Source organism: Spirosoma fluviale (assembly GCF_900230225.1).
GTDB classification, from domain to species: Bacteria; Bacteroidota; Bacteroidia; order Cytophagales; family Spirosomataceae; genus Spirosoma; species Spirosoma fluviale.
In genome coordinates this window covers 1-22,317 of sequence record NZ_OCNH01000005.1, presented here as the reverse complement: position 1 = coordinate 22,317, position 22,317 = coordinate 1, and the positions used below count along the sequence as shown (strand labels likewise).

18 protein-coding genes and 2 rRNA genes are annotated in these 22,317 nt (G+C 48.0%); 6 read left to right on the top strand and 14 right to left on the bottom strand.

All coding sequences use genetic code 11. From position 1 onward, the window contains the following. Positions 1 to 261: 261 nt before the first annotated feature. Positions 262 to 1,329, top strand: coding sequence for an MBOAT family O-acyltransferase (locus CRO74_RS23165; protein WP_317042408.1), 1,068 nt, complete (start codon positions 262 to 264; stop codon positions 1,327 to 1,329). A gap of 48 nt (positions 1,330 to 1,377) precedes the next feature. Here the strand turns inward: CRO74_RS23165 and CRO74_RS23160 are convergent, their stop codons facing one another. The 4 genes from CRO74_RS23160 to CRO74_RS23145 form a co-directional block, all read right to left on the bottom strand. Next, positions 1,378 to 3,219: a MutS-related protein gene (locus CRO74_RS23160; RefSeq protein WP_097129392.1), complete on the bottom strand. Its 1,842-nt coding sequence runs from the start codon at positions 3,217 to 3,219 to the stop codon at positions 1,378 to 1,380. 108 nt (positions 3,220 to 3,327) lie between these two features. Continuing rightward, on the bottom strand, positions 3,328 to 3,744 hold the full coding sequence (locus CRO74_RS23155) for a Fur family transcriptional regulator (RefSeq protein WP_097129390.1): 417 nt from the start codon (positions 3,742 to 3,744) through the stop codon (positions 3,328 to 3,330). Positions 3,745 to 3,833: 89 nt separating this feature from the next. After that, positions 3,834 to 5,639: an ABC transporter ATP-binding protein gene (locus tag CRO74_RS23150; RefSeq protein ID WP_097129388.1), complete on the bottom strand. Its 1,806-nt coding sequence runs from the start codon at positions 5,637 to 5,639 to the stop codon at positions 3,834 to 3,836. A gap of 99 nt (positions 5,640 to 5,738) precedes the next feature. Then, positions 5,739 to 6,725: a gliding motility protein GldB-related protein gene (locus CRO74_RS23145; protein WP_097129386.1), complete on the bottom strand. Its 987-nt coding sequence runs from the start codon at positions 6,723 to 6,725 to the stop codon at positions 5,739 to 5,741. A 39-nt stretch (positions 6,726 to 6,764) separates the two neighbouring features. On the opposite strand from CRO74_RS23145, the gene CRO74_RS23140 reads away from it, so the two are divergent. After that, on the top strand, positions 6,765 to 7,670 hold the full coding sequence (locus tag CRO74_RS23140) for a porin family protein (RefSeq protein WP_097129384.1): 906 nt from the start codon (positions 6,765 to 6,767) through the stop codon (positions 7,668 to 7,670). A gap of 75 nt (positions 7,671 to 7,745) precedes the next feature. On the opposite strand, the gene hisF is transcribed toward CRO74_RS23140, so the two are convergent. From hisF to CRO74_RS23110, 6 genes are all read right to left on the bottom strand, one after another. After that, a complete protein-coding gene (gene hisF / locus CRO74_RS23135; RefSeq protein WP_097129382.1) occupies positions 7,746 to 8,522 on the bottom strand; it encodes an imidazole glycerol phosphate synthase subunit HisF in 777 nt (258 codons plus the stop codon). After that, on the bottom strand, positions 8,522 to 8,944 hold the full coding sequence (locus tag CRO74_RS23130; RefSeq protein WP_097129380.1) for a GNAT family N-acetyltransferase: 423 nt from the start codon (positions 8,942 to 8,944) through the stop codon (positions 8,522 to 8,524). The genes hisF and CRO74_RS23130 overlap by 1 nt, the downstream gene beginning before the upstream one ends. Further along, the gene (gene hisA / locus CRO74_RS23125; protein WP_097129378.1) at positions 8,941 to 9,663 is read right to left on the bottom strand and encodes a 1-(5-phosphoribosyl)-5-[(5-phosphoribosylamino)methylideneamino]imidazole-4-carboxamide isomerase; all 723 of its coding nucleotides are present in this window, start codon (positions 9,661 to 9,663) and stop codon (positions 8,941 to 8,943) included. Before hisA ends, CRO74_RS23130 begins: the two co-directional genes overlap by 4 nt. A 116-nt stretch (positions 9,664 to 9,779) precedes the next feature. Next, positions 9,780 to 10,367 carry an imidazole glycerol phosphate synthase subunit HisH gene (gene hisH / locus CRO74_RS23120; RefSeq protein ID WP_097129376.1) on the bottom strand — a complete coding sequence of 196 codons (588 nt, stop codon included), beginning with the start codon at positions 10,365 to 10,367 and terminating at the stop codon, positions 9,780 to 9,782. Positions 10,368 to 10,548: 181 nt separating this feature from the next. Beyond that, a complete protein-coding gene (locus CRO74_RS23115) occupies positions 10,549 to 11,004 on the bottom strand; it encodes a hypothetical protein (protein ID WP_097129375.1) in 456 nt (151 codons plus the stop codon). A gap of 32 nt (positions 11,005 to 11,036) precedes the next feature. Further along, positions 11,037 to 11,963 carry a DUF72 domain-containing protein gene (locus CRO74_RS23110; protein WP_097129373.1) on the bottom strand — a complete coding sequence of 309 codons (927 nt, stop codon included), beginning with the start codon at positions 11,961 to 11,963 and terminating at the stop codon, positions 11,037 to 11,039. A 165-nt stretch (positions 11,964 to 12,128) separates the two neighbouring features. Here CRO74_RS23110 and CRO74_RS23105 point away from each other — a divergent pair, with 165 nt between their 5' ends. Together CRO74_RS23105 and CRO74_RS23100 are read left to right on the top strand one after the other, a co-directional pair. After that, positions 12,129 to 14,795: a valine--tRNA ligase gene (locus CRO74_RS23105; protein ID WP_097129371.1), complete on the top strand. Its 2,667-nt coding sequence runs from the start codon at positions 12,129 to 12,131 to the stop codon at positions 14,793 to 14,795. 146 nt (positions 14,796 to 14,941) lie between these two features. Continuing rightward, the gene (locus tag CRO74_RS23100; protein WP_097129369.1) at positions 14,942 to 15,460 is read left to right on the top strand and encodes a D-glycero-alpha-D-manno-heptose-1,7-bisphosphate 7-phosphatase; all 519 of its coding nucleotides are present in this window, start codon (positions 14,942 to 14,944) and stop codon (positions 15,458 to 15,460) included. Positions 15,461 to 15,769: 309 nt separating this feature from the next. Here the strand turns inward: CRO74_RS23100 and CRO74_RS23095 are convergent, their stop codons facing one another. Next, positions 15,770 to 17,254: a type III PLP-dependent enzyme domain-containing protein gene (locus CRO74_RS23095; RefSeq protein WP_097129367.1), complete on the bottom strand. Its 1,485-nt coding sequence runs from the start codon at positions 17,252 to 17,254 to the stop codon at positions 15,770 to 15,772. A gap of 261 nt (positions 17,255 to 17,515) precedes the next feature. On the opposite strand from CRO74_RS23095, the gene CRO74_RS23090 reads away from it, so the two are divergent. Next, entirely contained in the window at positions 17,516 to 18,877 is a 1,362-nt protein-coding gene (locus CRO74_RS23090) for a UDP-N-acetylmuramate--L-alanine ligase (protein WP_097129366.1), read from the top strand. Positions 18,878 to 18,931: 54 nt separating this feature from the next. After that, positions 18,932 to 19,483: an LOG family protein gene (locus tag CRO74_RS23085; protein ID WP_097129364.1), complete on the top strand. Its 552-nt coding sequence runs from the start codon at positions 18,932 to 18,934 to the stop codon at positions 19,481 to 19,483. 21 nt (positions 19,484 to 19,504) lie between these two features. Here CRO74_RS23085 and CRO74_RS23080 read toward each other — a convergent pair whose 3' ends face one another. The 3 genes from CRO74_RS23080 to CRO74_RS23075 all read right to left on the bottom strand — a co-directional run. Beyond that, positions 19,505 to 21,799 (bottom strand): GH92 family glycosyl hydrolase, encoded by a 2,295-nt coding sequence (locus CRO74_RS23080; protein WP_245877962.1) that lies wholly within the window; start codon positions 21,797 to 21,799, stop codon positions 19,505 to 19,507. Positions 21,800 to 21,998: 199 nt separating this feature from the next. After that, positions 21,999 to 22,109 (bottom strand): 5S ribosomal RNA (gene rrf / locus CRO74_RS32475). A 107-nt stretch (positions 22,110 to 22,216) separates the two neighbouring features. Beyond that, positions 22,217 to 22,317: ribosomal RNA gene (locus tag CRO74_RS23075) — 23S ribosomal RNA — on the bottom strand; the annotation flags it as partial.

The window sequence follows — 22,317 nt, the reverse complement described above, 5'->3', positions numbered from 1 at the left end:
GCTTATATACTAGTCCTTTTTTTTATAATACTGGTCGATTATGTAGCCGGTATAGGTATTGAAACATCAGTAGGAATACGGCGTAAGATTTTATTGATTACGAGTTTAGTCGCTAATATTGGGTTACTGGTCATTTTTAAATACTACAATTTTATAGTCAGTAGTTTGCCTGATTTCTCACACACGCCAGATGGAGCAAACAGCCTTCCGTTAATTTCGTGGGCCCTCCCCATTGGCTTATCGTTCCACACGTTTCAGGCAATGAGTTATACAATCGAAGTATACCGGGGAAATCAGCGGGCGGAGCGGCACCTGGGGATCTACGCACTCTATGTCTTGTTTTACCCGCAAATGGTTGCGGGACCGATTGAACGCCCACAGAACATTTTACCACAACTGCATACCCGGCAAGTATTCAATTATGAAAATGTAGTTAGAGGTTTACAATTAATGGCCTGGGGGTTCTTTAAAAAGATAGTTATTGCCGACAGACTGTCTCCGATGGTCGACTCTGTTTACGGCCATCCAAAACAGTTTATGGGACCATCGCTGGTACTGGCTACGGTACTGTTTTCTTTTCAAATCTTCTGCGATTTCTCCGGGTATTCTGACATTGCGCTGGGCTCAGCCAGAGTGATGGGTTATAAACTAATGACGAACTTCGACCGTCCTTATTTTTCCAAAAATATTACCGAGTTCTGGCGCCGTTGGCATATTTCCCTGTCAACCTGGTTCCGGGATTACGTCTACATTCCTTTAGGTGGAAATCGCGTACCTATGTGGCGACAGGCTTTTAATCTTTTCCTGGTGTTTATGCTCAGCGGTATCTGGCACGGGGCCAACTGGACATTTGTTATTTGGGGAGGGCTTCACGGTCTATATTTATTCGTCGAACTGTTGGCCCGACGTGGCAAAAAACAATTGACTAGCAGTCCTGTTTTTATAAAAAAAATACTGCGTATAGGTTTAACGTTTTCGCTTGTCAGCTTTGCCTGGATATTTTTCAGGGCATCAAGTGTGCAGGATGCCTTTTACATTATCAGCCATTTAACAACGGGTTGGCAGTATACCTGGAATCACCTAAGCAATCCGGAGTTTGTAAGAACCCATCTATTGTTAAAAGAATCCAAACAATTATTTACAGCTGCGCTACTGGCCATTGTTTTAATGGAAGTAGTGCATTATTTACAGCGAAACCCTTCCTGGCAGACCCGTTTTCGGATGCAACCCACCTGGATTAGGTGGAGCGTGTATTATGTAGGTATCTTACTTATTTTACTCTTTGGCGCTTTTAATAAACCCTCTCAGTTTATTTACTTTCAATTCTAAAAACAGTCGTTGAACAGGTTTTAGTTTACGCACTAAACAGTACCAATTTTACCTCTGAACGGCGTCCATATCAATACCGATGGCCCGCATTAGCTGACTGGCATTGAAGCTCTGGCAAATACCATTGCGGAGTTTGTAGTCGAAGACGAGTTCGCCGTTGATCAGGTCTGACTGGAAGTGATAATTGCGCACAAACCCATCGGCATCCGTAAGCTGCCCCAGCTCAAGATCGTGAGTCGACACGAAACCAGATGCCGTTGTGTGATGCAACTGCCGAATAAGAGCTTCAGCGCCCCGATGGCGGTCGGCGGAGTTCGTGCCTTTCAAAATCTCATCCAGAAAATACAATACCGGCACTGGCAGGCGCTCAGTTGATGAGCCTGCTGCTGATTTAGCCGGGTTTGTCAGGCCAATAAGCGTTTGAAGGCGTTTAAGTTCGGCGTAGAACGACGAGGTGCTTTCTTCGAGCGAGTCCTGCGTGCGCATACTCGTAAACACCTGCACGGGCGAACACCGGAACTGTTCGGCACGCACCACGCCCCCCGCTAATGCCAGCACTACATTTGTACCAACCGTCCGCAGAAACGTGCTTTTCCCCGACATATTAGAGCCAGTGATCAAAACAGTTTGTCCGGCACCGCGCAGGATGAGCGAATTGGCAATGCTGTTGTTTTCGGCCAGCAAAGGGTGGGCAGCCGCTGTTATTTCCAGCGCAAACTTATCATCGACGATATCGGGAGTTGCATAGGACGGATGCGCATACGAGAAGCCAGTCAGGCTATTGAGGGCTTCCAGCTCGCCCAATGCCTCAAACCACAGACTGAGTGACGGTCCGTGCGTTTGTCGCCAGCGTTCGAGTTTTATCAGATAGTGGATGTCCCAGAGTGTTACCACACCGAGCAGCAAAACGAAATAAGGATTTCGGCGGAAATTCAAGCCTTCCGTGAGTCGTCCAAGCTGGCCGATAGCTTCTGAAGCAGCTTGCTTGTTAGCGGAAGTGAGCGCCTGCCGGATGGCCCTCAGTCGTACGGTATCTCCCTTCACCTGTTCGGCCTGCCTGAGTAACCCCTGGTATGCTCGTAATGCCGTCGAAATCTCAAATGTCTGTTCACTAACATCTTTGGCCACCCTTGCGACCTGGCTCAGTATCAGACCATGCCCAGCGAGTGCCAACAGTACGGCAACACCCTGCGCATAGCCCAGCAGCCAGGCGACAAATATGCCCAGCGTGATGACGGGAAAAACAAACCGAACAACGGATAAGTACCCCGGCAGAGGCTCCCCTTTAGCCGTAGCCCATTTCACAAGCGCATCCGGCGACTGGCTAATGGTTGGCTCTGCATAAGCCAGCGCTTCCAGTTGCTGACGCCATTCCAGTTGCGGCTTAAGCTCCGCTACAGCCTCCTGACGCAATCGAATGGAATCTGGTGCCGTGGGGGCTTTCAACCAGCTTGCCAGCCGTTTCTGGCCTTCATATGTGTGAGTACGGTTGAGTAGCCGGAAAAGTGAGTGTTTACCAAAAACATCTAAGTCACCCGCGTAGAAATGGGTAGGGTTAACAAACTGCTCACCGGTTTCAGGACGCAGGTATTGACGCTTAAGCCGGGCAGCTTCATCCTGATTGACAAAAGCAAGCTGATGATACATATCCCGCTCCTGACGAATGGTCTGGTGCTTTTTCAACAGAATCATAAACCCAATCAGGCCAACCACCAAAACACCGGCCGCAGCCAACTGCTCATCAAGCCGGGCAAGCAGCCAAACCCCGCCAACAGCCCCAACAAACCAGATAAGCCGCCAGAAGGCAAGTTGATTGTATCTACCTTGAGCAGCTTGTTCCTGCTGATTGAATTCCTGCTGACGTTCGAGAAAAGTGGTTTCTGGGGGCATTCGAAGGTAACGCGGGTGAGAACCCGCAACTAAGAGAGTAAACGTAAGCGTTTTTAATCGCGGGTTTTCAGCGCGTCAGCCAGTACGCCGGAGCGGTGAAAACCCACGTTACTTATTGCAATCCTGGCAAACGCCCTGAATGAGCAGGTTCATTTCTTTTCGGTTGTAACCCTCGGGCAAGGCAATGGTTGGGATGCTGACTTTATCCAGACAAGTGGTTTGCCCGCAGGCTTCGCACTTAAAGTGGACATGGTCGTGATGGTGATGCCCTTCCGAACAATTGTCTCGGCAGAGGGCATATTTCGTTCCCCCTTCATCGTCCAGCACTTTGTGCAGCAATCCTTTATCCAAAAATGTCCGTAGGGTCCGATAGATCGTTACACGGTCGTGGTCGGGACCGAGGCCATTTTCAACGTCGTTATGCGCCAGTGCATGACCGGCATTCAGAAACAAATCAAGGACTTCCTCCCGCCCATTGGTGTGGCGAAGGTTAAAGTCTTTCAGGGTTTTAGCGGCCGCAGACATGATCTATAGATGGAAAATGTATAATGGAAAACTAACAATGAACGTTGACCTGTTTTCGGTGGCCCTCATTATACATTATCAATTATTCATTATTCTGTCGTTTCAAACTGCAATTTAACCAGATTGGCGTAGATGCCGTCTTCCTGAGTTGCCAACTCGTCGTGGGTGCCCGCTTCGGCAATCTGTCCTTCGCGCATGACGTAGATCATATCCACTTTACGGATGGTAGCCAGGCGGTGGGCAATAATGATTGTCGTCCGGTTCTGCATTAGTATATCCAGTGCTTCCTGAACCAGCCGCTCCGATTCGGCATCGAGCGAACTCGTGGCTTCGTCAAGAATCAAAATGGCCGGGTCTTTCAGAATGGCGCGGGCAATGGCAATCCGTTGCCGCTGACCACCCGACAGTTTAACGCCCCGCTCGCCAACAATGGTCTGTAAGCCTTCGGGGAAGGAGTCGATAAATTGTAGTGCATTGGCTTTTCGGGCAGCTTCGCGGACTTCAGTTTCCGATGCGCCGGGTTTACCGTATTGAATGTTTTCGAGAATGGTGCCGCCAAACAGCATGACCTCCTGCGGTACCACGGCAATGTTCTTACGTAGTTCCGTTACGTTAAACCCAGACAGGTCGCGGCCGTCTACTGTAATCTGGCCACCGCTAACTTGGTAATAGCGCATCAGCAACTGAACGATTGTCGATTTCCCGGCTCCACTCTGGCCAACCAGCGCAATTTTCCGACCGGCGGCTACATTGAGCGTGATACCTTTCAGTACGGCCACATCCGGGCGGGATGGGTACGAAAACCGAACGTCGTTGAACTGAACATGGCCAAGCACCGGTACGAACAGAGGGGTTTCTTCGGCAGCGTCTACTTCGGACGGTTCTTCGAGAATTTCCAGAATCCGCTCCGAAGCACCAATCGTCTTTTGCAGTTGAGCGTACAAATCACCCATGCCCGCTACCGAACCACCAATGAAGGTTGTATAAACGATAAATGTCAGCAAGTCGGCAAAGGGCATTTCGTTCGACATGACTAGCGAGCCACCGTACCAGACGACACCGATAATGCCGCCGAAGAGCGCAAAAATCACGAAAGAGACGAACACACCCCGGAACCGTGCTGCCCGGAGTGCAGTGTTAACCACCCGCTCCAGCGCCGTTCCATACCGATTGATTTCCAGCTTCTCGTTTGTAAACGCTTTTACCACGTTTACGGACTGGAGCGTTTCTTCCACGATGATGTTGGCCTGCGCCAGCAGATCCTGCGCCTGCTTCGACAGCTTACGGATAAACCGGCCAAAGACCATAGCCGCCACGATGATAACCGGGAAGGTTGCCAGCATGAACAACGTCAGCTTCCAGGAAACATAAAAAATGATCGCTGTACCAATGGTCAGCGTGCCAACTTGACGAAACAGCTCCGCTACTGTCAGCGTCAGTACATCCTGTAACTGCGAAATATCAGCAGAGATCCGGCTGGTCAACTCCCCAACGCGCCGTTGCTCAAAAAACGGAATCGGCAGGGTGATGATTTTACTGTAAGCCGCCCGACGCACATCGGCCATGGCCCGCTCGCTCACCTGCGAGAAAAAATAAATCCGGAAAAACGAGAAAATGGCCTGCGCTACCAGTACGCCCACAAAAAACAGGGTGACTTGATTGAGTGTAAACGCCGATTTTCCCTGGATAACACTCGTAATCTGCCCAATAAGCAGACCAAAACTCATGGTTGTTCCCGTCGATAAAATCAGGAAAACAAAGCCAATAATGTATTGAATCCGATAGGGTTTCACGAACTGAAATATGCTCAGTGCCTTTTTAAACCCTTCGCGACTAATTTTCTTTTTGTCCTCTTCGCTGGCTTCCTCGCCAAAACTTTTTCCCCTTTTTGCCATTGTTTTTTTGTGTGTAGAGACGCAATACGTTGCGTCTATCTTGCGTCAGCCCAAACCATCCGGTTACTAAGACGCAACGTATTGCGTCTCTACACCACGTTATTTCTGTCCTTTATAACCCGACTGCTCAAAAACCTGCCGGGCATCGGCATTACGCATTAATTCTGGAATGCCAACACTACTGTGTTCATCATGATACCGGCCTACGATTCGCCAGCCTACCCACCGGCCAATAGCACCGGGGCAAGCCTGACCAATTTCGGCCGTAAAGGGCCGCTCGTTCAAATATCGCTGTTTTATAGCAGGACTCGTTTGATACAAAAGCTGGTTATCAATAAAATGCGCCCAAACTACATCCTGCGCATTAAACGTTTCGGTCAGTTGTTTGTCTGTATATCCAATAATCAGACTGTCGGCAACGGGTTCGCCGTTGATGTTAGGCAACATGGCTTTGGTGAATACGTATCCTTTTCCGTAATAGACCATATCGGCCAGCATGGTTTGGTCGGCTCGGTTGGTTGCATTGTATTTGTCGGAAATGGCAAAAACAATGGCCGGAACGATGTATTGCTTCTGGTATCGACGCAGAATGTATTGCGGAAATTCCTGTGTTGGCGGACGGAATTTGGCTTTTGGTCCGGCAAAGTAATCGAGACCGATAACGATCAGGCTGTCGGTGACGACCAGGTCAGGGCCCATAAAGCCGGTTACAACGGTAACCACTTTAGGCGACTGGAAATCGGGGAAGTCTTTTTTTATGTTTGTAAAGGCTTCGGCCAGTTGACTTTTCAGATCGGCCATATCGCCAAATTCGGCCTGAATCTGGTTATTAAGTTCATTAAGCGCCGGATTCATAACCCGGTTGGTCAATTCCCGGACGAGTGCTGTATCATTTCCGGCTCCGTTCGCGTTAAAGTACAATTGAGCCACGGCTGGATTCCGGTTTAGCAATGTCCGAATACTATCGGGCGATTTACCGGGAAAAAGTTGCTGGTCGAGCCGGATAAGGGAAATGTCTTCGTTTTTAGTACACGAAGTCAATAAAAAGAAGCAAAAGAGGCCTACAAGGGCCGACCATATTCGCATGAAAATCACGTGTTTTCAATATAGAAAACGTGCAAAATTATGAAAAAAGTTGCAGGGTTCGGCCTGATTTTGGTCATGTTGTCCGTTGGGTGTGGCTGGGCACAATCCACATCACCCGCTTTATACCAGATGAGAACGAAGGAATCGAACGTTACTGACAGGCGATTCCGAAAAATTTTAGGCGATAATTACGACGGGCAGGATAAAAATCGCAGGGAATACGACGACGACCGCAAGCGCCGACGTAAAAAGCAGCAACAACAAACCACCGGCAATCAGACCGACAACAATGGATATGGCTCCGGTCCTGATTACGCCTGGCCAACTCACCTGATTGAAATGGGCATCCGGTTTGCGCCGTCACTCAACCTCAACACAGCCGAAGGGGCGGGGTCTTATGCTGGTTTTCGTAATAACGGCGCAGGGGTCCGAATGAGTGTTGGCCCAACGCTCGACTACTTTTTCTTTAAAGACCGTTACGCGTTCAGTACAGGACTTTTCTACACCATCAAGCGATCAGGCTTTCAGATGCCCGGCTCGTTTGGCGAGTCGCGGTGGAACCCCGGTGCTCCAGCGAAGGAATCGGTCTATAATTTGCAGTACCTCCAGATTCCGGCAACGGTAAAGCTATTTGCCAATAACATCGGCCCCAACATGCGGCTGTACGTACAAACGGGCGGCTTACTAAGCTTAAAATTGGCTGAACATGCCGTGGAGCCAACCCGAAACGGTCTTTATATGGCCGAAAGTGGCGGCAGTCGACGGCAATATGGTTTCGGTGATATTGAGCTGTTACTTGGCGCGGGCGTTCAATACCGGGTTAACGAAAACAACGCATTTAACATTGGTATGAGTTACCAGCGCGGCTTAATCAATGTAGCACGAGCCAATGAGTTAACCTCTAAAAACCGGGTTGTCTCGCTGGATTTAGGGTTTAAGTTTTAAGGTGAATGGCTGGGCTAATCCTTGGATTGGCCATAGAAAATTTGACGGGCCAGGCTGGAGCTTGGCCCAAACTTTTCAAATCCGCATTTCGATTCCTTTTTCCCGTAAATACGCTTTTAAATCAGGAATCTCGATTTCTTTGAAGTGAAAGATACTGGCGGCTAGCCCGGCATCGGCTTTGCCCGTAGTGAACACGTCTACAAAGTGATCCATTGTCCCCGCTCCTCCCGAGGCTATGACCGGAATGTTAGCAGCTCCCGAAATCCGAGCGGTCAGTTCGAGTGCGAACCCGGCTTTCGTACCGTCAGTATCCATGGAGGTCAGCAAAATTTCGCCCGCCCCCCTATCCTCTACTTCCTTCGCCCAGGCAATCGTGCGTAGTTCCGTAGGCTTTCGTCCGCCATGGGTGTGAACGATATGCGCGAAGCCCTCTGCCCCCTGCCCTACGCTAATCCAGCGCGTGTCAATAGCCACCACTACACACTGACTGCCAAATTCCAGCGCGAGTTCGTTGATCAAATCCGGATTACGAACGGCCGACGAATTAATTGAAATCTTATCAGCACCCGCGTTGAGCAAAGCCGACACATCGGCAACCGATGAAATACCCCCGCCTACCGTAAAGGGTATGTTGATCGTGTGAGCTACATTACGCACAAGTTCAATAAGGGTTTTGCGCTCATCGACAGTGGCTGTAATATCCAGGAATACCAGTTCGTCGGCACCCTGTTCGGCGTAAACGGCAGCCAGAGCAACCGGGTCACCTGCATCGCGAAGATTGACGAAGTTGGTTCCTTTTACAGTGCGCCCATCTTTTATGTCGAGGCAGGGAATGATTCGTTTTGTCAGCATTAGTACGCAGTAAAAGCTTTGATAGACATCGTATTTTCGGGAGCATCAATGGGCTTGAAGCCAAATTGCTCGTATAACCCGTGGGCATCGAAGGTAACTAACATGAGTCGGCGCAGGCCCTGTAACGGCGGATAGGCCATGATGAACGCTATGAGCCGTTTCGACAAACCCTTACCCCGATGTTCTGGCAGAATAAATACATCAGCCAGATAACCAAACGTAGCCGAATCGGTAATGACGCGAGCAAACCCAACCTGATCGTCGCCCAGATATACACCAAAACAAAGGGAGTTTTCAATCGACCGCTGCACAATATCAATCGGGATATTTTTGCACCAGTACGCTTCCTGGCTCAAAAAGCGGTGAATCACCTCCAGATTGAGTTTCGTTTTGTCGTCGCTAATGGTGTAGTCGATGGTCATTGCCCACTGATCTTTTGCAATTCCTTCAAGGTTACGCGCCCCTCGTAAATCGCCTTACCGACGATCACACCAAAAAGATTCATATCGGCCAGGGTTTCAATGTCGGCCATGTTGCTGACGCCCCCGCTGGCAATGATGTTCAGATTGGGGAATTGATCCTGCATATTTCGGTAGAGATCGAACGATGGGCCCTGTAACAGACCATCTTTCGCCACATCGGTGCTGATCACATATTTAATTCCTTTTTCGACCCAGTTCTGAAGGAAGTCATAAATCCAGACATCGGTACCTTCTTCCCAGCCGCTGACGGCAATCTTTTCGTTTTTGGCATCGGCACCCAGAATCAGTTTTTCGGAACCCAGTTGCGACAGCCATCGCTCCATCTGATCCGGGTCTTTTACGGCGATACTACCGCCCGTTACTTGTTTGGCACCGCACTCGAACACAACCCGTAAATCTTCGTCGGACTGAACGCCCCCACCGAAATCAACCTGCAGGCTGGTTCTTGAGGTTATTAATTCGAGAACCTTCCAGTTGATAACGCGTTTTTCTTTGGCCCCGTCGAGATCAACCAAATGCAGGCGGGTCAGGCCGGCGTCTTCAAACTGTTTGGCTACCTCCAATGGTCGAGCATTATATTCTTTTTTCTGGTTGTAGTCGCCCTGGGTGAGCCGGACGGCTTTACCATCAATGAGGTCAATAGCGGGAATAATATGCATTTCTGTAGCACCGGGCGTCGCGCCCAGCCGTGTTAGTAAGTTCTAAGTCTTGCGTTAGCTAATGGGGCTATTTCAACGCCCTCGTTTAGATTCTTTACCGGGCGGAACGCCCGGCACTACAACGTTAAAAAGTTTTCTAAAATCCGCTGTCCCACATTCCCGCTAATTTCGGCATGGAACTGCGCTGCGTAGAAATTATCCCGTTGCAACATGGCACTGAACGGCCGGACGTAATCACAAACAGCGGTCGTTTCAGGGCAAACATCGGCAGCATAGCTGTGGACGAAATAAACATAAGCGTTGTCCGGTAAGCCCGCTGTCAACGGGCCGCTAAGGGTGTGAATATTGTTCCAGCCCGTATGCGGCACTTTCAACCCAGCATCGTTCGGAAATCGCCGGACGTCGATGTCGAAGATACCCATGCAGGTTGTGTCGTTCTCTTCTGAATAACGGCACATGAGTTGCATACCTACGCAGGTACCCAGCACCGGCTGTTTCAGCGACGGGATCAGTTTATCCAGTCCCCGCTCCCGCAGATAAGCCATAGCCGTACTGGCCTCACCCACGCCGGGAAAGATAACCTTATCGGCCGAGCGGATTTCGGCTTCATCATCGGTAAGCAGATAACTAGCTCCCAAACGATCCAGCGCGTACATCACCGACTGAACGTTCCCCGCATTGTATTTAATAATGACAGTTTTCATAAGAAAAAAGCCCGGTTCCTTGGCAGAACCGGGCTTTGTATATTGTGGTAATCAGGAATATCTTTCCGAATTCACAAACACGAGCATCTCGTTCTGCTGCGTTACCGCTCAGAATGGTGATGCCGATGAGTTGTTGCTTGTAGAATCATGAAACAAAGGTAAGTCAAAACTCATTTATCCACTACTCTAATAGCATATTTAGAGGCATCTTCATTTTTACCCGAACTGGCTTGCCACCATACGTCGCCGGAGTCCAGGGAGGCATAGCCGCGAATGTTCTATGTATCTCCTTTACGATGTCCCTTCTAAACTGCTCTTGTATTTCCTGAGGAACCTTACGTTTAAAACTCAATGGCGTTAGATCCGTATCAGCCACGCTCATTGAGCCATCCGTTTCTATAAAGAAACTAACTATTACCTGACCTGACGGTGCGAATTTTACAGGAATGTCAGGGTATTTCAACGTTTTACCCAGTGTTATAAAAAACTTTTGTCTCCCTCCTGTGTAGCTCGGTAACACCTCTTCAATCCCATCCTTGTTCCGAAATCCTACTGTGTCTTTAGTATCCAACTTAGGTTGAGCTTGACTTAATTGCCAACTAACTAAAATTACTACGGTTAAAAATGCTTTTCTCATCTGTTGCGGTGGATTAGAGAAAGCAATATAAATCAAAACAAACTTCCCTGCACGACTTTAGGCTGGAGGACGGGCTGGCGCAGATTCAGGCCGCAGTGCTTGTTCAACTCACGAATCCAATAGGCGATCAACTCGGGAGCGGTGTCGTTGTCGCCACCGCCGTGAACAAACAGATAAGCTCGTTGAAGACCCTTTTCAAACCAGGTTTTCAGGCGTTGCACCCAGGCATCCGTCCGGGTATAATCGGTGGAGTGGCCTTCGTTGGCAATGAAGCGAAGCGTCAGGACCGGGCTGCTCAGGCCCATGTGCAGCACATCCCGCCGACCGGCAACATCGGTAATGACCACATGCCGGTGGAGGTTGTAAAGACGTTCGAGGGTTTGTTGCCAAACAGCCGATTTGCTGAACCAATCGGGGTGACGAAACTCGACAGCTACATCCAGTTCGTCGGGCAGACTTTTTAGATACGCTTCCAGAACGGGCCATTTATCGGGACTGAAGTTGGGCGGTAATTGCAGAAACGTCATACCCAGGTATTCTTCCAGACTCAAAACGGCATTTACAAACTCTTCGGTGAGTCCCTCGGTGGCGACCAGTTGACGCTCGTGACTGATCGTCTGCGGAAACTTTGGGCAATACGTAAATCCATCCGTTGCTTCCATCTTCCACTTATCAATCATGCCCAGGGTTGGAATCTGGTAGTGGGTTAGATTCAACTCAATAGTATTGAACTGGCGGGTGTAGTGGTGCAGAAACTCCTTTTCCTTTGCTGTAGACGGATACACTTTTCCGACATAATCTTTGTTAGCCCATACAGGGCCGCCGATAGAGACCGATGGCTGACATCGACCGCTATGCTGTATTTGCTCAACGGCCGCCCAAATTCGGCCATTGAAGGCAGCACCGGGTGGTAAGTTGAAATTTACGTTGTTGAGAGTATGTACTTTTCCAAATTCCATGTGTGCCTGATCATGAAGTGTAGTTATAAAACTACCAAAGACAAGCTTTCGTTTTTTCGCCCTACCCAATTTAGTTAATTTTGCCTTTTATCCGTATCCCTCACAATCGGTTTTTAAGATAACACCACGTTGCAGGATTGTACGGAACAGTATTTCAACTGATTTATGATTTCAAAGACATACGCCCCTCAGGAGATTGAAGCCAAGTGGTACCAATACTGGCTTGACAATCAATTTTTTAAATCTACGCCAGATGAGCGTGAGCCTTATACCATTGTCATCCCACCACCTAACGTAACGGGCGTGTTGCACATGGGCCATATGCTGAACAATACGATTCAGGATGTGCTGGTTCGGAAGGCGCGTATGGAAGGCAAAAACGCCTGCTGGGTACCCGGCACCGACCACGCCAGTATCGCGACCGAAGCCAAAGTGGTAGCCATGCTCAAAGAACGGGGCATCAGCAAGAAAGATTTGACTCGTGAGGAATTTCTGGAGTATGCCTGGGAATGGACCCATAAATATGGCGGCATCATCCTGTCGCAATTGCGCAAACTTGGTGCTTCCTGCGACTGGGACCGTACCCGCTTCACAATGGAACCGGCGTTGCACGACTCGGTTATCGACGTGTTTGTTGACCTCTACGAAAAAGGCCAGATCTATCGGGGCGTTCGGATGGTGAACTGGGACCCGCAGGGTAAGACGGCCGTGTCGGACGAAGAAGTTATAACGAAAGAAATTCAACAGAAGCTGGTATACATCCGGTATGAGATAGCCGGTAGTAACGGGCAGGACGCCATCACCATCGCTACGGTTCGGCCGGAGACGATCATGGCCGATGCCGCCATTGCCGTTAACCCCAACGACGAGCGGTACAAGCACCTGCATGGTCGGAAAGCCCTTATCCCGCTGATCAACCGCGAAATCCCCATCATTACGGATGAGTATGTAACAATGGATTTCGGAACGGGTGGTCTGAAAGTTACGCCCGCTCACGATCCGAACGATTATGCGCTGGGCATAACCCACAACCTGCCGGTACTCGATATTCTGAACGACGATGGTACGTTGAATGAGAAGGCACAGATTCTGGTCGGGATGGACCGCTTTGCGGCTCGGAAAGCCATCATCAAACTCCTGGAAGAATCGGGCAATCTGGAAAAAACCGAAGAGTACAAATCGAATGTTGGTACGTCGGAACGGACTGGGGCCGTTATTGAGCCAAAGTTGTCGTTGCAGTGGTTCCTGAAAATGGACGAGCTGTCGAAGCCCGCGCTCAAGAACGTGATGGACGATACCATTCAGTTGGTGCCGCCCAAGTTCAAGAATATGTATCGTTCCTGGATGGAGAACGTCCACGACTGGTGCATCAGCCGACAGTTGTGGTGGGGGCAGCGCATCCCGGCCTTTTACATGCAGGATGGCACCATCATTGTCGCCAGAAACAAGCACGAAGCCTTGGAGAAAGTGCAGCATGAAAAACTGCTGTTCGCCATGACCGAAGCCGATTTAACGCAGGACGAAGACGTACTCGACACCTGGTTTTCATCCTGGCTCTGGCCAATGTCGGTATTCGATGGCTTGAAAGAGCCAAACAATGCCGATATCAACTATTACTACCCGACCAACGACCTCGTTACGGCCCCTGAAATTCTGTTTTTCTGGGTGGCCCGGATGATTATTGCCGGGTATGAGTACCGGGGCGAAGCACCGTTCAAAAACGTGTACCTGACCGGTATTGTCCGCGATAAGCTGGGCCGCAAGATGTCGAAATCATTGGGTAACTCACCCGATCCCCTCGACCTCATCGACCAGTACGGTGCCGATGGCGTTCGTACGGGTATGCTGTTTAGTTCGGCCGCCGGCAATGACCTGATGTTCGACGAGAAGCTGGTTGAACAGGGGCGTAATTTCAGCAACAAAGTCTGGAACGCCTTCCGGTTGGTGAAAGGATGGACGGTGGCGGATGGAAACGGCGATAACCAACCAAATCAACCCATTCAATGGTTTGAATCAAAACTGAACGCAACGCTAATTCAGATTGAGGACGATTTCAGCAAATTCCGGATTTCAGATGCGTTGCAGGCCGTTTACAAGCTCATTTGGGATGATTTCTGTTCGCAATATCTCGAACTCATCAAACCACCATTCGATGTTGAAGCGGGCACCGCCCAACCAATTGATAAAGCAACGTACGAGGCTACCATCAATTTCTTCGAGCGGCTGATGGGTCTTGCCCATCCATTTATGCCGTTCATTACGGAAGAGATTTGGCAGGACATTCGCGAACGGAAACCGGGCGAAAGCATTTGCATCTCGTCTTTCCCTAAAGCGGGTGCCGTCGATAGTCAGGTTTTAACCGACTTCGAGACTTTATTCGAAATAATCTCGAATATTCGAAACATAAGGAACGCCAAACAGATTTCCCCTAAAACTGAACTTCCGCTGGCCATCAAAACATCTACACCCGAGCGGTTTGGTAAACTCGAAGCACTGGTGCAGAAAATGGCCAACGTTTCAGCGATCAGCTATGTAAATGAGCAAGGGGCTAGTGAAGCTGCTTCAGGACTGGCACTTTCGTTCCTGATCAAGGGCGATGAGTACTTTGTTAATATAGCCGGTGAGATTGACGTTGAACAGGAAATTGCCAGTTCGCGCAAGGAGTTGGAATACAACATCGGTTTTCGGGACTCAACGCTCAAAAAGTTGTCGAACGAAAAATTTGTTGCCAATGCCAAACCCGAACTGGTTGACCGTGAGAGCCAGAAACTCGCTGATGCTGATGCGAAAATACTGGCACTGGAGCAACGGTTGAAAGATTTAGGCGTTTAGCGATCTATCCGCTTTTGTTATACTTAACACTTGATACTAAAGGAGTTGATGACCAGTTTATAAATTTTTACGGCAATCTTAAAGCAATAATGCAATTATTTGGTTAAATAATTGCATTATTGCTTTCTATATAGCTTATATCGTCAATGAACAAGTGTATCTTTCTAGACCGGGATGGTGTTTTGAATGAAGACCGGACGGACTACGTGTATCGAATCGAGGATTTTATAATTCCCAACGGTGTGCCCGAAGCGCTCCGTCTACTGAAAGATGCAGGATACTTGCTCATTGTCATTACCAATCAGGCGGGAATTGCTCGTGGGCTTTACACGCGCGAGGACGTAATGGCCTGCTATAACTATTTACAGGAACAGTGCGGCCAACTCATTGACGATATTTATTACTGCCCGCATCACCCGAAATACGATACCGAGTCACTCACCCGGAAACCCGGATCGCTCATGCTTGAGAAAGCAATGGCGAAATACGACATCCTACCAGATGCTTCCTGGATGATTGGCGACGCACTTCGCGATATGCAGGCCGGTAAGCGCGTTGGCGTTCGCACGGTTCGAATCGCTCATGAACCCGAGCTTACCCCCGAATGCGATGGGTGCGCACCTAACTTACTGGAAGCGTCGCGGTTTGTGCTGGAATACGCTTAAGCAAGACGTCCTAAAAAAAGCCTCCAACTCATGCAGAATTGGAGGCTTTTTTTAGGACGTAAATTTTTCGTTAAGCCCGAACCTGTCCAGAGGCCGGCTTTTGTACGTTTCCGTAAGCCGGGCAATTTGCTTTACGCGAGCATGCTCCAAGCGACAATGTTGCCAGTACGGCACCAAAAACCAGTAGTTTTTTCATGAATCGATACCCTCTGCTTTTGATTTAACCTTCAGATTTATAAACGAATATAGTGCCAAAAACAGTACGATTCGTTAGTTTTTTGTCAGGCTGGCACGCCAGCCTGACAAAAGTTAATTTTCTTCCTTTATTAATTCAGCCTCTTCTTCCCGCTCTTCAGCGGCTTCGGTTGCTTCGAGTTCTGTCATGCCCGGTTCAGCGCCACCATAGCCCAGAATCTTAAGCATTACCTCGCTGTTTTGCTCAGGAGCGAACAAACGGGTGCGGAGGTTACCTTCATCATCTTTATCCACAATAACGTGCTGTGGAGCCGGAATCAGACAGTGCTGAATTCCTCCATAACCACCCAACGATTCCTGATAGGCACCCGTGTGGAAAAGCCCGATGTACTGGTCTTCCGTATCCTGATCAAAAATAGGCAGGTATAAATCGGCGCTATGGGCTTCGGTATTGTAGAAATCGTGCGAATCGCAGGTCAGTCCGCCGAGGTTCACCTTCTGATACGGATTCTCCCAGTTATTGACAGAGAGCATAATGTACTTCTGTCCCAGTCCCCATGAATCCGGTAGTTGAGTAATGAACGATCCATCGATCATGTACCACAACTCTTTATCGTTCTGAAGCTTCTGGTCAATTACTTTATAAATAACAGCTCCGCTTTCGCCCACCGTATACGAACCGAACTCTGTGAAAATATGCGGTACGGGCACGTTGTTCTTATTACAAATCCACTGAATACTTTCCACGATCTGGTCGATCATGGCCTGGTAATCATAGGTAAACTGGAACGACGTTTGAATTGGCATACCGCCACCGATATCAATAGAATCGAGGTCCGGGCACATCTTCCGCAGTTCGCAGTATTTGTACATGAACCGGCTTAGTTCACTCCAGTAATAAGCACTGTCTTTGATACCTGTGTTAATGAAGAAGTGTAGCATTTTCAGCTTGAACTTTTCGTTCGGCTGAATTTTGCTGCGGTATAACTCATTGACATCACTGTACCGAATCCCTAAACGGGAAGTATAGAACGCAAAGTTAGGTTCTTCATCCGTAGCGATGCGAATGCCAAAATTAACAGTATCCGCCGTTACGGAATTTTCGTAAGCTTCGATCTCCTTCAGGTTATCGAGAACGGGTATACAGTTCGTAAAACCTTCGTTGAGTAGTTCGCTTATATATTGCGTGTAGAGCGGCCGTTTATACCCATTACAGATGATATAAGTGCCCTTACTGACCTTGTCCGCTTTGTATAACTCCCTTATAATCTGAATATCGTAAGCTGACGACGTTTCGAGATGTACGTTGTTCTTGAGAACTTCATCGAGTACAAACCGAAAGTGAGACGACTTCGTACAATAGCAATACGTGTAGTTGCCTTTGTAGTTGTACCGCTTCATGGCATTCTTGAACAGCAGCTTGGCGTGCTCAATATGCTCCGTAATTTTCGGCAGATACGTCAGCTTCAACGGGGTACCGTACTGCTTGACAATGTCCATCAAAGGAACATTGTTGAACATCAGTTCATTGTTCTCGACATTGAACTCCCGCGTTGGGAACTCGAACGTCTGGTCAATCAGGTCATAGTATGTCTTCATTCTTACGTTTGACGCATAAAACGGGGTTTGTGTTCAAAAAAACAGGCGCGAATTTGACCCGGAAAAATGGTGGTCCGGCATTCCGGCTTTCCAAGTAAAGTTTATTCGTACGTTAGTCAACGAAAAAGAAGGGGGTTTGATTCGTAAATAACATAAAATTAATAGTACTGGAATCAGCTTTTGGGCCCAGATCATTATCTTCTTTCCTGAAACCAAAAAGAACGTCTACTTTTGTCACTCGACACAGATTGATTTCACCGAATGTCTCAGGTTATTCATTTTATTTCAATTGGCGGCAGTGCCATGCATAATCTTGCCCTGACGCTTCAACAACAAGGCTATACTATATCGGGCTCCGACGACGAAATCTACGACCCGTCACGCACCCGCTTGCAGCAACATGGTTTATTGCCCGTTGAAATGGGGTGGTTTTCGGAAAAAATCCATCCAGGTCTAAGCGCTGTTATTGTTGGTATGCATGCTCACAAGGATAATCCCGAGCTTGTTAAAGCGCTGGAACTAGGCTTGCCTATTTACTCATATCCTGAGTTTATGTATCAGCAAAGCCAGGAAAAACAGCGGGTCGTTATTGCCGGAAGCCATGGCAAAACGACCGTAACCGCTATGATCCTGCATGTGCTTAAGTTTCACAACCGAAAATTTGACTACCTGGTAGGGGAACAGATTGACGGTTTCGAAACGATGGCGCAACTAACGCCCGATGCACCGGTTATTATTCTTGAAGGCGATGAGTACCCGTCGTCACCGATTGACGCCCGACCAAAGTTTCTTCACTATCAGCCACATATCGCGTTGATCAGCGGCATTGCCTGGGACCATGTCAATATTTATCCAACCTGGGATGCGTACGTAGATGCATTCGAAGCATTGGCTGAAGCCATGCCGAAAGCTGGAATTTTAATTTTTGATGAATCGGATGATATGCTTGATGTAATCGGGCAGAAAGAGCGTGCCGATATTACCAAGATTCCTTACCTGCCACACCAAGCTACAACGGTTGAAGGAAAAGCTATTTTGGTAACGAAAAAAGGGGCCAGAATTCCGGTACAGGTATTTGGCGAACACAACTTGAAAAATATTGCCGGTGCCATGACTGTCTGCGACCGAATAGGAATCACTGAAGAGCAATTCTACGAAGCCATTCCAACGTTCAAGCCGGTAGCTATGCGGCTGGAAAAAGTTGGGGAAAAGGGTGGACGAATTCTGTATCGTGATTTTGCTCACTCACCGGCAAAGGTAGAAGCAACTACCGAAGCGGTAAAGCATCAGTACCCCAGTAGAAAACTTGTGGCTGTTGTTGAATTATCTACCTTCAGCAGTTTAAATAAAGCGTTTCTTGATCAGTATAACGGCACATTGGACACAGCTGACCTTGCTGTTGTCTACGTCGATGAAAACGCGTCAGATAGTAATTCAGAGGCCATATCGACAAATGATGTACTTAAGGCTTTTAATAAAGTCGGCTTAGTTGTATTTAGCAAACCCGAAGAATTGCAACGCTTTTTGGTTGATCAGCAGGAAGCAGCTACAGTTTTTCTCCTGATGAGTTCCGGTCAGTTTGGCGGATTAGCGATGGACACCTTAGCTGATACCCTTTTGTAAACGGGTTGGACAACCATTTTCTAAACCTTACAACAAACGGACGTTTGTTTTTATATGCAAAGTATTGTCGTTTACTGTGCGTCGAGTCTCGGCGTCAATCCAATTTATAATGAAGTAGCTGTTGAACTCGGCGAAAAAATGGCGGCTAATAACGTCCGCCTTATTTATGGTGGAGGTGGCTTTGGCCTGATGGGCAATGTGGCCAACGCTGTATTACAAAATGGGGGCGAAGTAACAGGCGTAATTCCCAATTTTCTCGCCGACCTCGAAGTGGCTCACCAAACATTAACGGAACTACATTTCGTTGAAACCATGCATGAGCGTAAGTTCAAAATGGTACAGTTATCTAAAGGCGTAATTGCACTGCCGGGTGGTTATGGCACAATGGATGAACTGTTTGAGATCCTGGCTTGGCGGCAACTCAAACTATACGACGGACCTGTCGCCATCGTCAATACCAATGGCTTTTACGATCTCATGCTGAAACAACTCGACCGGATGGTTGCCGATGGATTCCTTAAAGCAGAAAACCGGTCTATACTGCTCGTTGCCGATACAGTTGATGAGGTACTACAGATGATAAGCGAGTTCTGGGATACCATTTAGTATTCCAGAACTCGCGGGTATTTATGGTTTCGCCGATGATAAAGAGTAAGGGAAGTCGCTTACCTTCGTTCCCCGTTGCGTATCAGGGTTGTTCGTCATCTGGAAATCAAGAGTTGCGCCCTGCATCAACCCTTTGTGACTTAGCCAATTTGGGCTATAGGGTTTTCCATTAACCGTTAATGTTTTTACATACCGATTTTGGGCGTTGTTGCCTGGCGCATTAATCGCTACGGTCTTGCCATTCTCCAGCTTCAACGCAACTTTTTTAAACAAGGGCGCACCCAGCACATATTGATCAGTACCCGGACAAACGGGGTAAAAGCCCATAGCAGAGAATACGTACCAGGCCGACGTTTGTCCGTTATCTTCATCCCCGCAATAGCCATCGGGCGTTGGTTGATACATACGATTCATCACCTCCCGAAGCCAGTACTGCGATTTCCATGGCTGCCCCGCGTAGTTGTAGAGATAGATCATATGCTGAATCGGTTGGTTACCGTGGGCATAATTGCCCATATTCATAATCTGCATCTCGCGAATTTCATGAATCACAAACCCATAATACGAATCGTCGAAAACTGGTGGTACGACAAATACAGAGTCGAGCATTTTAGTAAACTCCTTACGGCCACCCATTAGGTCGACCAGTCCCTGTACATCGTGAAACACCGACCAGGTATAATGCCAGCTGTTTCCTTCCGTAAACGCATCGCCCCACTTAAACGGATTGAAAAGAGCCTGAAATGTGCCATTTTCGTTTTTACCCCGCATTAGTTTCGTACCAGGATCGAAGAGGTTGCGGTAGTTTTGCGAGCGTTTGGCAAACAAATCAATTTCAGACTGAGGGCGCTTCAATTCTTTAGCCAGTTGGTAGATCGTGAAGTCATCATAGGCATATTCCAGCGTTCGGGCCGCATTTTCGTTGATCTTGACGTCATACGGAACATAACCCAGCCGGTTGTAATAAGACGCCCCTTTCCGACCCACCGAACTCAACGGCCCTTCTGTCTGTGTATTCTTTAAAATAGCATCATAGAGCGTATTTATATCGTAGCCCGTTCTGATACCTTTCAAATACGCATCGGCTATAATTGATGCTGAATTAGAGCCTACCATACAGTCTCTGTGACCTGGGCTGGCCCATTCGGGCAGGAAGCCGCTTTCCTTATAAGCATTTGCCAACCCTTCCATTATATGAGCATTCATTGTTGGCTGAAGCAAGTTCAAAAGTGGGAATGCTGCCCGAAACGTATCCCAGAACCCATTGTCGGTAAACATATAGCCCGGTAGAACCTCACCGTTATAAGGGCTGTAATGCACCACTTTCTTGTTGGCATCTAACTCATAAAATTTTCGAGGGAACAACATTGTCCGATAAAGACATGAATAAAAAGTCCGAAGTTGATCATCTGTACCACCTTCTGCACTTACACGACTTAACTCTTTATTCCAGATTGCTTTCGCTTTATCCTTGACTACATCAAATGAATCATTCCCAATTTCCGCCAAATTACGCTCTGCCTGTTCAGGGCTAATAAAAGAGGAGGCAACCTGAGCGTAAACCTGCTCACCTTTTTTTGTCTTAAAGCTGATTACAGCACCTACGTGGTCAGCTGTTTGTTCGAAATCTTTCAATGCCAATTCTTTTCCATGCCAGGTGGCTGTGTTGGCAAACGGTTTATTGAACTTAATAATAAAGTAGTTTTTGAAGTTGGCGGGTACACCACCGCTGTTCTTTGTTGTGTAGCCAATGATTTTATTCTCGCCAGGAATAATTTTTATAGAAGAGCCTTTATCTAATGCATCAATAACAACGTGAGCCTCTTCCGTTTCGGGAAAGGTGAAACGTAAAGCTGCGGCCCGTTCGGTTGGGCTAATTTCCGTTATTACATCATGGTCTGCCAGGTAAACCTTGTAGTAATAGGGTTTGGCTATTTCGGACTTATGCGAAAACCAGCTAGCCCGCTCATCCTCATTAAACCGGATTTTACCAGTGATGGGCATAATAGCAAACTGTCCGTAATCATTAATCCAGGGGCTGGGTTGATGAGTTTGCTTAAAGCCACGAAGTTTATCCGCGTCATATGTATATGCCCATCCATCGCCCATTTTTCCAGTCTGGGGCATCCAGCAGTTCATGCCCCAGGGCAATGAAATGGACGGATATGTATTACCGGTTGATAGACTTGGCTTTGACGCCGTCCCCATTAGCGGGTTAATTAAGTCAACAAGGTTTGTATTGGGTTCTGTAGATTGGGCCAACGAGTTTATCGTAGCCCACACTAAATAAATCAGCGTAAGACGGGAAGTACGCATTAGAGAATAAGCTAAAGAGCTGCGCTTCATGAAAGTCAAGAATTAGAGCGTGAAATTACGCCAACTTCTCCTTATGCGGTCAAATGGAACCCAGGAAGTTACATAGCCAGCTTATCTATTTTTACATTTTGGCCCTAGATTATCAATCTTGTTAAACGCAAAAAGCCTGTCCGGATGGACAGGCTTTCGCTGTTTCAATAGGTGGCATCTTCCTACTCTCCCGCTTGTGACAGCAGTACCATCGGCAGTACGGGGCTTAACGGCTCTGTTCGAAATGGTAGAGGTGAACACCCGCCTAAACTACACCAACCTAATTGACTCTTCCGACTGTAAACAGTCAATGTCTTGTTGTCTTTTTTCCTACAGAGAGAGACTTTGATGTTTTTAACTATATGTACTACTTATGCAAAGCAAATTATAAACACGCTTCCGGGGCCATTAGTACGGCTCGGCTTTATGGCTCTCACCACCTCCACCTGCCGCCTATCAACGTCGTCGTCTACAACACCCCTTTATAC